The organism is Nocardioides sp. zg-1228 (genome assembly GCF_017086465.1).
Lineage (GTDB): Bacteria > Actinomycetota > Actinomycetes > Propionibacteriales > Nocardioidaceae > Nocardioides.
The window spans coordinates 2441164-2455842 of sequence record NZ_CP070961.1; the positions used below are offsets into that span (position 1 = coordinate 2441164).

Consider the following 14679-nt stretch of genomic DNA (forward strand, 5'->3'; position numbering starts at 1 on the left):
GACTCACCACTCGACGGGCAGGCGCGACGGGGTGCCGTCGGTGGGCGCGACGCCGTAGCGGCCCAGGACGTAGCCCATGATCCGGGAGAACACCGGCCCCGCGATCGAGCCGCCGCCGCCGTCGACCCGGGGGGCGTGCACCACGACGTAGACGGTGAAGCGGGCGTCGTCGGCGGGAGCGAACCCTCCGAAGGAGACCGACGTGCTGCCGTCGTAGCCGGTGCCGTCGCTGGCGACCCGCTGGGCGGTGCCGGTCTTGCCGGCGACGAGGTAGCCGGGCACCTGTGCCGCGGGCGCGACGCCGTCCTCGGGGTCGACGACCTTCTCCATCATCCGTGCGGTCGCGCGCGCGGCCTTCTTGCTGACGACGCGCGTACGCGTGGCGACGTCGGTGCCGACGGTGACGCCGTCGTCGGTGACCGCGGACCCCGAGACGAGACTGGGCGAGACCCGCACTCCCCCGTTGGCGATGGTGTTGATGGCCGCGGCCATCTGGGCGACGTTGACCGAGAGCGACTGCCCGAAGGCGACGCGGTCCTTGGTCTGCGACGTCATCGCCTCGCCGGGGGTCAGGATGCCGGGGGTCTCGCCGCGGACGCCGATGTCGGTGCGCGTGCCGAGCCCGAACCGCTTCAGGTAGGCCACCAGCTCCGGCGGCGAGAACGCGTCGGCGGCGAGCACCGTGCCGATGTTGGACGACTTGGCGATGATGCCGGCCAGGGTGAGCCGGATGTCGCCGTGGTCGAACCAGTCGCCGATCACCCGGTCCTGGCGCGCGAGGCTGGACGGCACCTTGAAGCGCTGACGCGGGAACGCCTTGCCTGCGTCGATCAGCGAGGCGGCGGTGAGCACCTTCTGCACCGACCCGGGCTCGTAGGTGTCGCTCATGGCGCGCGAGCCGAGGTCGTCCTGGTCGGACTCGGTCGGCACGTTGGCGTCGAAGGTCGGGTAGTCGGCGAGCGCGAGGATCTCGCCGGTGCGGGTGTCCATGACGACCGCGGCGCCGCTCTCGGCGCGGTACTGGCGCACCGACTGCGCGAGCACCTTCTGGGTGAACCACTGCAGGTCGCGGTCGATGGTGGTGCGCAGCGCCTCGCCGTTGCGGGCGGCCTTGAGGGTGCTCTCGCGCAGCGGGATCCGCACCCCCTTGCCCGAGTTGGACTGCCAGGTGGCCTCGCCGTCGACGCCGGCCAGCTGCGTGTCGAAGGTGCGCTCGAAGCCGCCGAGCGGCTCGTCGGTGCCCATGTAGCCGATCAGGTTGGCGCCCACGTCACCGGAGGGGTAGGACCGGATCGGGTCGTCCTGCAGGCTGATGCCCTTGAAGCCGGCCTCGTCGAGGGCCGCGAGGGTGTCGCCCGCCAGCGTGCTCGGCACCCGCCGGGCGACGTACTCGAAGCGGCTGCCGTCCTTGCGGCCGCGCAGCGCGGTGAGGGTCCTGAAGTAGTCGACGGAGAGCCGGTCGGTCAGCAGCCGGGCGAGCTCGGGCGCCCGGTCTGCGGTGAGCGCGGGGTCGGCGATGACCATCTTGCCCTTGACGGAGTCGGCGAGCGGCTGGCCGTTGCGGTCGAGGATGTCGCCGCGCTCGGCCTCCAGCGGCACCCGCACCGCGCCCTCGGCGGCCGCGCGGACCGCGTAGGAGCGGGGATCGACGCCCTGGAGCTGCACCAGCCGGGCACCGAAGAAGGAGAGGACCATCGCGATGAGGACGAACCCGATGCGCAGGCGCAGCATGGGCGCGCCACGTGAGGCGCCGCGCCTGGGGCGGGTGCTCGGCACTGATCTCCCTCGCTTCCCGGACGGCTCCGGGGTGGAGCCGGCCTGGTCGACAATCTAGGCGCGCGGCGCGACGGATCCGCGCGAGCGCGCCGTCAGCGGTTGCGCTTCTTGCGCGGCTTGGCGTCGGTGCCTCCCGCGGCGGTCGCGCCCTGCTCCTCGACGCGCGGAGCGGCCGGCACCTCGACGTAGGTCGGGCGCGGGGCCAGGACGGCCGGCTTGACCGGGGCGGGCGGCTGCAGCAGCAGCGCGTTCTCCGGGGTGGCGGGCGTGCGGACGCCGCTCGTCTCGCCGGTCTCGAGGTCGAGGAACACCGGTGCGGCGGGGATGACCATCCCCATCGCCTGGGCCTGCGAGGCGACCCGCTGCGGGTTGCGCAGCTCGTCGAGCTCCATGCGCAGGGTCTGCTCGCGGGCGGCGAGGGTGTCGGCCTCGGACTCGAGGGCGGACGCGGCGAAGGACGCCTGCTGCAACGAGGTGTTGAAGAGCAGCAGGCCGACGATCCCGGCGAGCAGGACGAGGCTCACCAACGTCATGAACGGCATCCGCGGGGCGCGGGTGCGCACCCGCGGCACGACGCTCAGGCGGGCCTTGTCGACGGCCTCCTGGGCGATCCGCGTGACCCGGGTCCGGGGTTGGAGGGCGGGACTGCTCATCGGACGACTCCTGGGGAAGTGGGAGTGGACGGGAGGACGCGCTCGACGGCGCGCAGGCGGACGGAGGCGGCGCGGGGGTTCTCGGCGATCTCCTGCTCGTCGGCCCGCTCGGCGCCGCGGGTGACCAGCCGCAGGGCCGGCTCGGCGCCCTCGGGCACGAACGGCAGGTCCGGCGGCACGTCGAGGCGGGTGGCGTCGGCGAACGCCCGCTTGACGAGCCGGTCCTCGAGCGAGTGGTAGGACTCGACCACCACCCGCCCACCGACGCCGATGACCTCCATCGAGGCCGGGATCGCCCGCCGCAGCACGGCGAGCTCGTCGTTGACCGCCATCCGCAGCGCCTGGAAGGTGCGCTTGGCCGGGTGGCCGCCCGTGCGCCGGGCGGGTGCGGGGATCGTGGCGTAGAGCAGCTCGACGAGGTCGGCGCTGGTGCTGAACGGCGTCGCCTCGCGGCGCCGGACGACCTCGCGGGCGATCCTGCTGGCGAACTTCTCCTCGCCGTACTCCCGCAGGATCCGGGTCAGCTCCTGGGCGGTCGCGGTGTTGAGCAGCTCGGCCGCGGTCGGGCCGGTGGTGGGGTCCATCCGCATGTCGAGCGGCGCGTCCTCGGCGTAGGCGAACCCGCGCTCACGCACGTCGAGCTGCATCGAGGACACGCCGAGGTCGAAGAACACGGCGTCGACGTGGTCCAGGCCGAGCGAGCCGACCACCTCCGGCAGCTCGTCGTAGACGGCGTGCACGGCGGTGAACCGGTCGCCGTGGGACGCGAGCCGCTCGGAGGACATCCGCAGCGCCTCGGGGTCGCGGTCGATCCCGATCACGCGGGCGTGGGGGAGGCGCTCGAGGACGGCCTCGCTGTGCCCGCCGAGGCCGAGGGTGCAGTCGACGTAGACCGAGCCGGGGGCCTCGAGCGCAGGGGCCAGCAGGGCGACGACCCGGTCGAGGAGCACCGGGGCGTGGCGGGGAGTCGTCATCTGCTCAACCCTGGGAGCCCAGGCGCATCAGCAGGAGCAGGGCGAGCGCCAGCCCGCAGGCGGTCGCGGCCGAGAACGCGACGAGCGCGACCGCCTCACGCGCCTGGTCGCGGACCCGCGACGGCGGTGCTGCCGTGCGTCCCACGCGCTGGGTGGTGCTCATCGTCTCGACCCCACTGGTTGCTGCGGATGTACGTGCTGGGCGCCGGCCCGGCCGGGCCGGATGTTGAGGTGGCGGGGCCGGAGCTGGCGGTGCGGCTGACACTCCCCGCCGTGTGGCACGGGGCGAGCCGCCGCACCAGGTCCCTGCCCGCTCCTTGCCCCCTGCCGGAGCAGGGGGTGCCCTCTGGTGCCGGGGAAGTGCCCCAGATGGCCGCGAGGAGCGGGCTCGAGACCTGGTGATACGGGTCGCGATGTCAGCTGTGCTGTTGTCTGGCGTTGTCGGGTGGTGCGTGCTGGTGCTGCTGCGGGGTGGTGCTCAGATCCCGGGGAAGACCTCGTCGCTGAGCTCGGAGAACTTCTGCTCCTGCTCCTCGGAGTAGGTCGCCCACGCGGTCGGGTCCCAGATCTCGATCCGGTTCATCGACCCGATGACGACGCACTCCTTGCGGAGCGAGGCGTACTCCCGCAGTGGGGCCGGGATGTTGATCCGCCCCTGCTTGTCCGGCACCTCCTGGCTGGCGGCGGCGAACAGCATGCGGACGTAGTCACGGGTGTTCTTCTGCGTGACCGGCGCCTCTCGGAGCCGGTCGGTGAGCCGGCCGAAGTCCTCCAGCGACCAGACAGTGAGGCAGCGCTCCTGTCCCCTGGTCACCACGAGTCCCTCCGTCAGCTCGTCCCTGAACTTCGCCGGGAGGAAGAGACGGCCCTTCTCGTCGAGCTTGGGCGTGTAGGTGCCGAAGAACACCCGGCACCTCCCCTTGCTCGGCGGGAAAGATCGACCCTGTCCCCCACTTCGCACCACAGTACCCCACTTCGCTCCACCGTCAACCAGATCGAGCGCGTTTCGCGCCCGGATCGGCGGCTCCGCGACCTCTCCGATGGGTGCGCACGCGCCGCGCCGTGACCGGTCCGGGAGCGCGGAACGGGGCCGATCCACGCTCAGGACGGCCCTGGTGGAGGGTCGGTGGGGGAAGCCGGCGCGCCGTGGTGGAGCGAAGTGGGGAACGGCGTGGCGAAGGGTGGTGCCGAGGGGAGCGCAGGACGAGGGCGTTCGTCTCCGCATCGGCGCCGCGGCAGCGACCGAGCGGTATGTTGCGCGCACCACATACCGTGGTGGCGAGGTCGACGACCGGATCGGCGAACGGATCGGCGGACGGGTCGACCGCACGGGCACGAGGGGAACGAACGACGTGACGACTGGGTCCACCGGGCAGGCGCCCGATCTCGACACCGTGCGCCGGGTGACCGGGGCCGTGCGCGGCAACATCGAGCGCGTCATCGCCGGCAAGCCCGACGTCGTCAACGCCGCGCTCGTCGTGCTGCTGGCCGAGGGCCACCTCCTCATCGAGGACGTGCCCGGCGTCGGCAAGACGCAGCTGAGCAAGGCGCTGGCCCGGAGCATCGACTGCTCGGTACGGCGCATCCAGTTCACGCCGGACCTGCTGCCCTCCGACGTCACCGGGGTCTCGGTGTTCAACCAGGACACCCGCGAGTTCGAGTTCCGCCCCGGCGGCGTCTTCGCCAACATCGTGGTCGGCGACGAGATCAACCGTGCGTCGCCCAAGACCCAGTCCGCGCTGCTGGAGTGCATGGAGGAGCGCCAGGTCACCGTCGACAACGCGACCTACCAGCTCGAGAGGCCGTTCATGGTGATCGCGACGCAGAACCCGATCGAGATGGAGGGCACCTACGCCCTCCCCGAGGCACAGCGCGACCGCTTCATGGCGCGGGTGTCGGTCGGCTACCCGGTCGAGTCGGCGGAGATCGCGATGCTCGAGGGGCACACCGCCCGCAACCCCCTCGACGACCTCGAGCCGGTCACCGACGCCGGCGAGATCCGCAAGGTCATCGAGATCGTCGGGCGCGTGCACGTCGCGCCCGCCGTCCAGCGCTACGCCGTGGCACTGACCACCGCCACGCGCGCGAGCAACGACCTCCACCTCGGCGCCTCGCCGCGGGCGACGCTCCACCTCGTCCGCGCCGCCAAGGCCGTCGCCGCCACGCAGGGACGCGACTACGTCCTGCCCGACGACGTGTACGGCATCACCTCGTCCGTCCTCGCGCACCGGCTGCTGCCCAACGTCGAGGCGACGATGAGCGGACGCACCACCTCGGCGATCCTGTCCGGCATCGTGGAGTCGGTGCCGGTGCCCACCGCGTCCGACTCCACGTCACACGCCACGTCCCACTCCACGACCGGCTCCCCGTCGATCCCACGCGGCAGCCGTGCGTGAGGCACTTGCTGCGCTGACCGTCCGCGGACGGGCGTTCCTGGCCGCCGGCATCACCACGGTGGTCGCGGCCATCGTCGTGGGACACCCCTCGGTCGTCCGCATCGGCGTGCTGGTCGCGGCGCTGCCGCTCCTCACCGCCTGGTGGGTCGGGCGCTCGCGCTACCGCCTCGCACTGGTGCGCACCGTGTCGCCGCAGCTGGTGGTCGCCGGTCAGCCGGCGACGGTGGAGCTCACCGTCTCCAACGAGTCGCGCACCCCCACTGGCGTGCTGCTCCTGGAGGAGCGGCTGCCCTACGTGCTCGGCACACGGCCCCGCTTCGTGCTCGAGGGCCTCGGCCACGGCTGGCGCCGGCACGCGACCTACCAGGTGCGCTCGGAGCTGCGGGGCCAGTTCGAGATCGGCCCGATGGCGGTGCGGGTGACGGACCCGTTCGGCCTCGTCGAGCTGGGCCGCACGTTCCACGCCACGTCGCGGCTGACGGTCACCCCGCGCACCGTCGCGCTGCCCAGCATCCCGCTGGGCGGGGCGTGGACCGGGTCGGGGGACAACCGCCCGCGCGCCTTCGCCACCGGCAGCGCGGAGGACGTCACGGTGCGCGAGTACCGGCGCGGCGACGACCTGCGGCGCGTCCACTGGCGCAGCTCGGCCCGCGTCGGCGAGCTGATGGTGCGCCGCGAGGAGCAGCCCTGGCAGTCGCGGGCGACGGTGTTCCTCGACAACCGGGGCACCGCCCACCGAGGGCAGGGCGCGGCCAGCTCGCTGGAGGCGGCCGTGTCGGCCGCGGCCTCCATCGCCGTCCACCTCACGCACCACGGCTACACCGTCCGGCTGGTCACGGCGTCCGGCGACAGCCGGGAGACCGAGTGGCACTCCCACACCGCCGCGGCCAGCACGATCCCGCTGCTCGAGGCGCTCGCCGTCGTGCAGCTCGACCACTCGCCCGCTCCCGACACGCAGTGGCTGGCCGAGCCCGGCCACGGCGGCCTCACGATCGGCGTCTTCGGCGCGCTCGGCGACACCGACCTGCCCTTCCTGCGCCGGCTCCAGCACCACGCGTCGTCCAGCCTGGCGATCGCCCTCGACGTCGACGCGTGGGCGCCCCACCTCCCGGTCCACCCCGGCCCCGGGTCGGCCGCCCACCTCACCGCGACCGGCTGGCGCTCGATCACCCTCGGCCCGCGCGACCGCCTCGACACGGCCTGGCAGGAGCTCGGGCTGATGCGGAGCCGTGCCACCGCGTCAGCGGGGGCGAGCCGATGAGGACCGAGTGGAGCACGCTCCCCCACCAGCTGCGGATCGCCGGCATCGCCCTGCTCGCGGCGTGGGCGACGGTGCTGTCGTGGCGCGTGCTGACCGAGGGCTTCCCCCGGGTCGCGATCCCGCTGCTGATGATCGGCGTCGTCGTCGCCGCGATGGGCGCCCTCGGTCGGTGGAGCCGGCTGCCCGCGCTCGCCGTCGTGGCCGGCCAGGTCGTGGTGGCCGCGCTGCTGGTGCTGGGCACCACCACCGGCTCACCCGTCCCGACCCCGGGCAACGTCGAGGCGTTCCTGGCCGCGCTGGACGACGCCCTCCAGACCTCGCGCGACTATGCCGCCCCCATCCAGCTCGGCGTGCCCTCCGTCCATCCGCTGCTCCTGGTCGGAGGGACGCTGATCGTGCTGCTCGTCGACCTCGTCGCCTGCACGCTGCGCCGCGCGCCCGTAGCCGGCCTGGTGCTGCTCGCGGCCTACACGCTGCCCGTCGCGGTCACGGGCGAGGCCGTGTCGTGGTGGCTGTTCGTCGTGGTCGCCGGCCTCTTCCTTTCCCTGGTCTTTCTCCAGCACAGCGACCACGTGACCAGCTGGGGACGGGCGCCCGACGGCGAGAAGGGCTCGTTCTCCGTCCGCACCGGGGCGATCGGCAACACTGCGCTGGCCCTCGGCGCCACCGCGATCGCGCTGGCCGTCGTGGTGCCGGCGGCCGTGCCGACCATGAGCATGAGCGTCTTCGAGGGCAAGGGTCCGGGCACCCGCGAGGTCGAGGTCAAGGACCCGATGGTCGACCTGCGCCGCGACCTGACCCGCGGCGCAGACGTGCCCCTGCTGTGGGTCACCACCTCCGGGCCCAAGCCCACCTACCTGCGCGTCTCGGTGCTCGCTCGCTTCAGCGGGTCGGAGTGGACGCCGGGCGACCGCGAGATCCCCGAGTCGCAGTCGGCCACCGGTGACCTCCCGCCCCTCGACGGGGTCAGCGGCGACGTGCCGCGCCGCGAGTTCAAGTACGACGTGCGGGTGGGCCCCGACTTCACCTCGGCGTGGCTGCCCACCGCCGCGCAGACGACCCGCATCGCGGCCGGCACCGACTGGCGCTTCGACCTCGACACCCGCGACGTCATCGCGGCCCGCGAGGACGTCACGACCGCCGACAGCACCTACGACTACACCGGCGTCCAGCTGACCTACGACGCCCAGCGGATGGACTCGGCCGTGTCGGGCGCCGGGTCGGTGGCCGGCATCTTCACCGAGGTGCCCCCCACCCTCAGCAACGAGATCCGGCGAATCGCGGCCAGCGTCACCGCCGACGCGCCCACCCGTTTCCAGAAGGCGCAGCTGCTGCAGCAGTGGTTCCGCGAGGACGGCGGGTTCCGCTACGACCTCGCCGAGGTGCCGTCGGCGGGCGACGGCAGTGCCGACCTGCTCGCGTTCCTCAACGACCGGGTGGGCTACTGCGAGCAGTTCGCGGCGACGATGGCCATCATGGCGCGGGTCATCGGCATCCCGAGCCGCGTGGCCGTGGGCTTCCTGGAGCCCGAGCGGGCCACCAACGGGTCGTGGGAGTTCTCCTCTCACGACCTCCACGCGTGGCCCGAGCTCTACTTCCCCGGCTCGGGCTGGGTGCGGTTCGAGCCCACCCCGCAGGACCGCGCCACGCAGACGCCCGACTACACCGAGGCCGAGTTCGAGGCGGTCACCGAGGCGCCGTCCCCCAGCGCCAGCCGGTCGACCGAGCTGCTGCCCGAGCGGGGCGAGGAGGCCGACGCCGAGGCGGCGGCCGACGACAGCAGCGCGTCCTCGATCCCCTGGGTGCCCGTGCTGTCGGGCCTGCTCGGTCTGGCCCTGGTGGCGCTCGTGCTGGCGACGCCGCACCTGGTCCGGCGGGCACGTCGGCGCCGCCGACTCGAGGGCGGCATCGAGGACCTCTGGGCCGAGCTGCGCGACGTGGCCGTCGACCTCGGCCACGCATGGCCGGACGGCCGCTCGCCGCGTCGGGCCGGCGACTGGATCGGCCGGCTCCTCGCGGCACCCGTCGACGACGCGTCGCGGCCCGACCGGCCGCGGCGCGGACGCGATCAGGCTCCCGGGGCCGCCCAGGCGCTCGACCGGCTCGTCGTCACGCTGGAGCGCAGCCGCTACGCCCGCGATCCCGAGACCTGCACCGCCGACCGGTTCGGCGCCGACCTCCTCGTCGTCGAGGAGTCCTTGGCCGCAGGCGTGACGCCGCGCGAGGAGCGCAGGGCGCGGTGGTGGCCCGCATCGGTGGTGGGACGGCGTACGTCGTGGCGTCGCCGCTCCCGGTCGGCCCGGGCCACGACCGCGACCCCCGACCGGGAGTCCACCCAGACGGTCGACGAGCTCGTCGGCTGACGGCCCGGCCCGGCAGGAACGGGGCAGGGCTCGGGCCGGGCTCAGGTCGGGCCCAGGTCACACGGCGGAGCAGCCGCCGACGCCGACTCTCGTCGATCATCGCCGCGACCAGCCGGACGAAGAAGCTGACGACGGCCACGGGAGCAGCGGCGGCGCACACCATGACGGCGACCATCGCCAAGGACGGCGTGGCCGTCACGATCGCGACGCCCACGAGGTCGAGCGTCAGCAGGAACAGGCTCAGCTCCCAGCCGAGGGACGCAGTCGGACGAGCGGGCGCCTGGCGTCGATGGGACGTGATGCGCGTGCTGCGGAGGTCAGAGGCCGCGCTCGCGGCGGCGACGCCACCGCTCCTCCATGCGCTCCATGAAGGGGCCGCCCGAGCGCTGCCGGGCGGGCCGGCTGGGGCGACCGCCGTCGACGACCCCGAAGCCGGTGCGGCCCGAGGCACGCACCGTGGGAGCCGCCGGGTGACCGGGACTGCGCGCGGAGGTCAGGGCCAGGATCGCGCCGCCGAGCATCACCACGAAGCCCAGCACACCGACCACCGTCTGGAGGACGGCGTTGAGGTCGAGGAGCACCGCGACGATCAGCAGACCGATGCCGACGAGGAGCACGGCACCGCCCAGGATCATCCGGCGACGAGCAGCCCGCTGGAAGGACGTGCCGCGCAGGGTGGAGGCGAGCTTGGGGTCTTCCTCGACGAGGGCGCGCTCCATCTGCTCGAGCATTCGCAGTTCTTCCTCGGAGAGCTCCACGGTTCCTCCTCACCTTCTGCTGCAAGTCTAGGCACGCTGCTGCGCCTAGGGTAGGCGTCCCCCAGAAAATTCCGTCCGAGGGGCGAGGAACGCCTCCCTCACACGAGACTCGCCGGGCGCACGGCGGCCGCCCCGAAGCGGCGCGTGGCCCGGTCCACCGCACGGTCGGCCTCGGCCCATCCGTGCTCGGGCTCGCCGAGCACCAGCTGCCGCTGCACCATCGCCCGAGGGACCAGACCCTCGACGCGGACGCCGACCAGACGCAGGCGCTCGCGCCGCAGCCGGAGCGCGTCGTAGAGCCTGGTCACCGCACGGTGCACCTCCACCGTCACGTCGGTCACCTCGGGCATCGTGCGCGAGCGCGTGATGGTCGTGAAGTCGGCGAAGCGGACCCTGAGCGTGATCGTGCGCCCGACCACGCCGGCCGCACGCATCCGGCCGGTGACCCGCGCGGAGAGGCGCAGGAGCTCGCGGACGACGACCTCGCGGTCGGCCGTGTCGCGGGCGAAGGTCTCGTCCGCACCCATCGACCTCTCGGGCTCGTGGGGGCCGGGTGTCGCGGAGAGCTCGCTGCGGTCGGTGCCCCACGCGAGCTGGTGGAGGTGGCGACCGAGGTGGCGGCCCAGGGTCTGCTGGAGGGTGGGGAGCGGCGTGTGCGCGACGTCGCCCACGGTGAGGAGGCCGGCGCGGCGCAGCACCGTCCGGGTCTTCTCGCCGACGCCGAAGAGCTCCCCGACGTCGAGCGGGTGCAGGAACGACGCGACCTCGGCGGGCGGCACCACGACCACGCCGTCGGGCTTGGCGCGCCGGCTCGCGACCTTGGCCACCGACACCGATGCCGCGACCCCCACCGAGCAGGTGATGCCCTGCTCGTCGTGGATGGTGGCCCTGAGCCGCTCCGCGATCTCACGGGGCTCGCCCAGGCGTCGGGTCGCACCGCGCACGTCGAGGAAGGCCTCGTCGAGCGACATCGCCTCCACCACGGGAGTGACGTCGCGGAAGGTCTCCATCACCGAGGCGGAGACGCCGGCGAAGGTGGCGTAGTCGGGCGCGAGCACCACGACGTGCGGGCACAGCCGACGCACCCGCGCCATCGGCAGCGCCGAGCGGATGCCGTAGCCGCGCGCGACGTAGTTGGCGGCCAGCACGACGCCGCGCCCGCTGCCGCCCACCACCACCGGCTGGTCGACCAGGTCGGGACGCTCCCGCAGCGCCACGGAGGCGAAGAACGCGTCCATGTCGACGTGGAGGAGCGGCGTCTCGGTCACCGCCGGCCCCCGCGGGGGCGACTGTCAGCGCCGGGCGATGACGTGGAGCTGGGCAGCGAGGGGGAGGTATTCGGGGCGGGTGGCCACGGCCTGCTCGAGCTCGAGCAGCGCCGCGGTCGCGCCCGGCTCGAGATCGAGGAGGCTGCCCGGGACGAGGTCGGCGAAGACGCGGACGGCGTGCACGCTCTCGGGACGCAGGCCCGCGGTGGCGAGCAGCTCGACGACCTCGTCGTGGGTGAAGCGGTGCCCACCGCGTCCGGGCTGTCCCGCCGACGACCCGCCGTCGTCGAGCAGCTCACGGGCGGCCTGGAAGTGCCCGGCCATGGCGCGCGCCACCACGGCGGCGTGACGCTGCGCCACCAGGAGGCTGAGGTGCCCGCCGGGGCGCAGCACCCCGGCGATCGACGCCACCGACGCGGCGGCGTCGTCGACCATCTCCAGCACGCCGTGGCACAGGACGAGGTCGGCGAGGTCGGCCTCGTCGACGAGGTGCGGCAGGTCGGACAGGTCGCCCTGCTGCCCGGTGACGCGGTCGGCCACCCCACGCTCGCGGGCGCGTCGGTCGAGCGCGGCCAGCGCGTCGGGGCTGGGGTCGATGACCCGGACGGCGTGGCCGAGCTCGGCCAGGGGCACGGCGAAGCCGCCGGTGCCGCCGCCGACGTCGACGATGCGGGCGGGCCGACCCTCCGCGTCACCACGGTGCTCCAGGAGCCGGCGTACGCCCTCCCAGGCCACGCCGCTGCGGACGGACTGGCGGCGCTCACTGGCGGACGGGCTGGCGGACGGCTGGGCCATGGGCGCCACCCTAGTGGCTCGTCGACCGAGCCCCGCGGGCGCACGCGGGCGCGCCCGGATCGTCCGGACGGGAGGACGCGCGAGTCGGAGGTCACCTCTCTCCCCCGCCTCAGGCGACGCTCGCGTGCGGGACCAGGCCGAGCGTCTGCTCGACCACGGCCAGGAAGCGGTCGGCGTCGCGCACCAGGTCGTCGGCCTCCCGCTCGCTCACGGCACGGGTCGAGCCCGCCTCGGCGGCGGCCCGCTTGGCCGCACCCGCGGCGAAGAAGGTCGCCCACTCGGAGAGCTCGGGGGCGACCTCGGCCAGCAGCACCCAGGCGTTCTTCTGCCGGCGCCCCCGCGGCGCGGGCCGGGCGCGGGCGGCAAGCAGTGCGGCCGCCGCGCAGAGGGCCGCGACGTGGGCGCAGGCGTAGCGCGTGGGCACGTCGCGAGCCGTGATCGCGTCGCGCAGCGACGTGGCGGAGCGCTGGAGGTAGGAGTGGGCGGTGGCCGGCAGCAGGTGCGGGCCCGGCTGCGCCAGTGGGTGGCGGCGGGCGCTCGCAGCGGCGGCACTCATGCCCGCTCCTCGGTCCGGGCGACCGGCGAGCCGCGGGAGTCGTCCGTCACCCCGCTCCGCACCTCGACAGGGTCGTGGTCCTGACTCATCGTGCCTCCTCCGCACCTCGGTCGACCCGGGGCCGACCCGGGTGGAGGTGGGGGTCGAGGTCACGCCCACCCGGGTCGCATCGAACAGATGTTCGAACACCGCCACGGTACTACCTGCCACCGACAGCCCGTCAAGGCCGGGCGAGGGATGGGCCGGGCGAGGGATGGGCCGGGGCGGGCCGGGGCGGGCCGCCCCGCTCAGTCGCCGCGCAGGAAGGCGGTCGTCTCGCGGCGCCACAGGAAGAACGACAGCACCAGGCCCTCGACGATCACCAGCGCCGAGAGCACGACGAACACCGCCGGGAGGCGGGCGTCGAGACAGACCACCCCGACCAGGACGCCGATGCCCGCGGTGCCCGTGAGCACGGGCCGGGTCCAGCCGTGGCCGCCGACGAAGAGGGACCCGAGCACGAGGACGAGGGCGGCGAAGCCGACGAACGCGACGATCGACAGGGCGACGAAGCCCGGCACGATCGGGCTCTCGCGGAGCAGCTCGATGCCACCCTGGGCCAGGAGCCCCTGCGCCGACGGGTTGCCCTCGGCCCATCCGAGGATCACGTCGTCGCGCATCAGCCGGATCAGGAGCGTGATCAGGCCCGCCGTGGCGACGATCAGCACGAGCACGCGCAGGCTGTTGACCACGGATCGCGGCAGGTCGCGCGCCATCGGATCTCCCCTGGGGCTCGTCGTCGGGTCGCTAGGCTCGCGCCATGTCGACGGAGCACGCATCGATCACCTCGTTCCGAGATGACCTCCACCGGCGCGGCGGCACCGGTGACGTGGTCATCCTGCCCGACAGCGCCCACACCGCGGCTCTCGCCGCGGCGGCACTCGGCTGCGAGGTCGGCGCGATCGCCAACAGCCTGCTCTTCGACGCCGACGGCGAGCCGGTCCTCGTCCTCACCTCGGGCGCACACCGGGTCGACACCGCCGCGGTGGCCGAGCGCATCGGTGTCGCGCGCCTCCGGCGGGCCGACCCCGACTTCGTCCGGCTCCACACCGGCCAGGTGATCGGCGGCGTCTCCCCGCTCGGCCACCCGGCCCCGATCCGCACGTGGATCGACCCGTGGCTGCGACGCCACGACGTCGTGTGGGCGGCGGCCGGCCACCCGGCCGCGGTGTTCTCCACGTCCTACGACGAGCTGGTGGCGATGACGGGCGCCGTCGAGGTCGAGGTCGACTGAGGTGCCGGCCTGATGGACGCCTTGGCACTGACGTTCTCGAGCGGGTGGGCGAGCGGCATCAACGCCTACCTCGTGGTCCTGGTGCTGGGCGTCGCCGACCGGCTCGGCTCCTTCGCCGACATCCCCGACGCGCTGGGCCGGTGGGACGTGCTGGCCGCGGCGGGCTTCATGTACGCGATGGAGTTCGTCGCCGACAAGATCCCCTACATCGACTCGACGTGGGACGCGATCTCCACGGCCGTGCGCCCCACCGCGGGGGCGGTCATCGGCGTGCTGCTCGCCGGGGACGCCTCCTCCCTCGACCAGGCCGTGCTCGGCGTGGTCGGCGGGGGCACGGCCCTGCTCAGCCACCTCGCCAAGGCGGGCGGGCGGCTGGCGCTCAACTCCTCCCCCGAGCCCGCCACCAACGTGCTGGCCAGCATCACCGAGGACGCCGCGGTGCTGGGCGTGGTCTGGTTCTCCCTCGAGCACCCGCAGGCGGCCGCCGCGATCGCCGGCGTCCTGCTGCTCCTCGGCCTGGTGATGCTGCTGCTCGTCGGGCGACTGGTCCGCCGTGGCTGGCGCCGGTGGCGCGCGAGGGAGCCCGTCCACCGGGTCGCCTAGGGT

At 73.9% G+C, this 14679-nt stretch carries 15 protein-coding genes; 5 read left to right on the forward strand and 10 right to left on the reverse strand.

The window, feature by feature from the left end; translation table 11 throughout:
- Nucleotides 1-3: 3 nt before the first annotated feature.
- The 5 genes from JX575_RS11770 to mraZ all read right to left on the reverse strand — a co-directional run bounded on the left by JX575_RS11770 (nt 4) and on the right by mraZ (nt 4310).
- Nucleotides 4-1776 (reverse strand): penicillin-binding protein 2, encoded by a 1773-nt coding sequence (locus tag JX575_RS11770; RefSeq protein ID WP_241005120.1) that lies wholly within the window; start codon nt 1774-1776, stop codon nt 4-6.
- A 92-nt stretch (nt 1777-1868) separates the two neighbouring features.
- Nucleotides 1869-2429, reverse strand: coding sequence for a hypothetical protein (locus tag JX575_RS11775; protein WP_186341062.1), 561 nt, complete (start codon nt 2427-2429; stop codon nt 1869-1871).
- Nucleotides 2426-3403 (reverse strand): 16S rRNA (cytosine(1402)-N(4))-methyltransferase RsmH, encoded by a 978-nt coding sequence (gene rsmH / locus JX575_RS11780; protein ID WP_186341061.1) that lies wholly within the window; start codon nt 3401-3403, stop codon nt 2426-2428. The genes JX575_RS11775 and rsmH overlap by 4 nt, the downstream gene beginning before the upstream one ends.
- Before the next feature lie 4 nt (nt 3404-3407).
- Nucleotides 3408-3566, reverse strand: coding sequence for a hypothetical protein (locus tag JX575_RS11785; protein ID WP_186341060.1), 159 nt, complete (start codon nt 3564-3566; stop codon nt 3408-3410).
- Between the two features lie 315 nt (nt 3567-3881).
- Nucleotides 3882-4310 (reverse strand): division/cell wall cluster transcriptional repressor MraZ, encoded by a 429-nt coding sequence (gene mraZ, locus JX575_RS11790; RefSeq protein WP_056607086.1) that lies wholly within the window; start codon nt 4308-4310, stop codon nt 3882-3884.
- Between the two features lie 445 nt (nt 4311-4755).
- On the opposite strand from mraZ, the gene JX575_RS11795 reads away from it, so the two are divergent.
- From JX575_RS11795 to JX575_RS11805, 3 genes are read left to right on the forward strand one after another with little or no spacing between them, the layout of a single operon-like run.
- Entirely contained in the window at nt 4756-5799 is a 1044-nt protein-coding gene (locus tag JX575_RS11795) for a MoxR family ATPase (protein WP_186341059.1), read from the forward strand.
- Nucleotides 5792-7060, forward strand: coding sequence for a DUF58 domain-containing protein (locus tag JX575_RS11800; RefSeq protein ID WP_186341058.1), 1269 nt, complete (start codon nt 5792-5794; stop codon nt 7058-7060). Before JX575_RS11795 ends, JX575_RS11800 begins: the two co-directional genes overlap by 8 nt.
- The gene (locus tag JX575_RS11805; protein ID WP_186341057.1) at nt 7057-9423 is read left to right on the forward strand and encodes a DUF3488 and transglutaminase-like domain-containing protein; all 2367 of its coding nucleotides are present in this window, start codon (nt 7057-7059) and stop codon (nt 9421-9423) included. Before JX575_RS11800 ends, JX575_RS11805 begins: the two co-directional genes overlap by 4 nt.
- A gap of 317 nt (nt 9424-9740) precedes the next feature.
- Here the strand turns inward: JX575_RS11805 and JX575_RS11810 are convergent, their stop codons facing one another.
- The 5 genes from JX575_RS11810 to JX575_RS11830 all read right to left on the reverse strand — a co-directional run bounded on the left by JX575_RS11810 (nt 9741) and on the right by JX575_RS11830 (nt 13555).
- Nucleotides 9741-10181: a DUF3040 domain-containing protein gene (locus tag JX575_RS11810; RefSeq protein WP_186341056.1), complete on the reverse strand. Its 441-nt coding sequence runs from the start codon at nt 10179-10181 to the stop codon at nt 9741-9743.
- Between the two features lie 98 nt (nt 10182-10279).
- Complete coding sequence (dinB, locus tag JX575_RS11815) at nt 10280-11449, reverse strand: DNA polymerase IV (RefSeq protein WP_241005121.1); 1170 nt, start codon at nt 11447-11449, stop codon at nt 10280-10282.
- Nucleotides 11450-11473: 24 nt separating this feature from the next.
- Nucleotides 11474-12244, reverse strand: coding sequence for a methyltransferase domain-containing protein (locus JX575_RS11820; protein WP_186341055.1), 771 nt, complete (start codon nt 12242-12244; stop codon nt 11474-11476).
- A gap of 109 nt (nt 12245-12353) precedes the next feature.
- Nucleotides 12354-12800 (reverse strand): SAV_6107 family HEPN domain-containing protein, encoded by a 447-nt coding sequence (locus tag JX575_RS11825; protein WP_186341054.1) that lies wholly within the window; start codon nt 12798-12800, stop codon nt 12354-12356.
- A 287-nt stretch (nt 12801-13087) separates the two neighbouring features.
- Nucleotides 13088-13555 (reverse strand): hypothetical protein, encoded by a 468-nt coding sequence (locus JX575_RS11830; RefSeq protein ID WP_186341053.1) that lies wholly within the window; start codon nt 13553-13555, stop codon nt 13088-13090.
- Nucleotides 13556-13599: 44 nt separating this feature from the next.
- Here JX575_RS11830 and JX575_RS11835 point away from each other — a divergent pair, with 44 nt between their 5' ends.
- Both JX575_RS11835 and JX575_RS11840 read left to right on the forward strand, forming a co-directional pair.
- Nucleotides 13600-14073 carry a YbaK/EbsC family protein gene (locus tag JX575_RS11835; protein ID WP_186341052.1) on the forward strand — a complete coding sequence of 158 codons (474 nt, stop codon included), beginning with the start codon at nt 13600-13602 and terminating at the stop codon, nt 14071-14073.
- Between the two features lie 12 nt (nt 14074-14085).
- Nucleotides 14086-14676 (forward strand): DUF4126 domain-containing protein, encoded by a 591-nt coding sequence (locus tag JX575_RS11840; RefSeq protein ID WP_186341051.1) that lies wholly within the window; start codon nt 14086-14088, stop codon nt 14674-14676.
- The last annotated feature ends 3 nt before the right edge of the window (nt 14677-14679 follow it).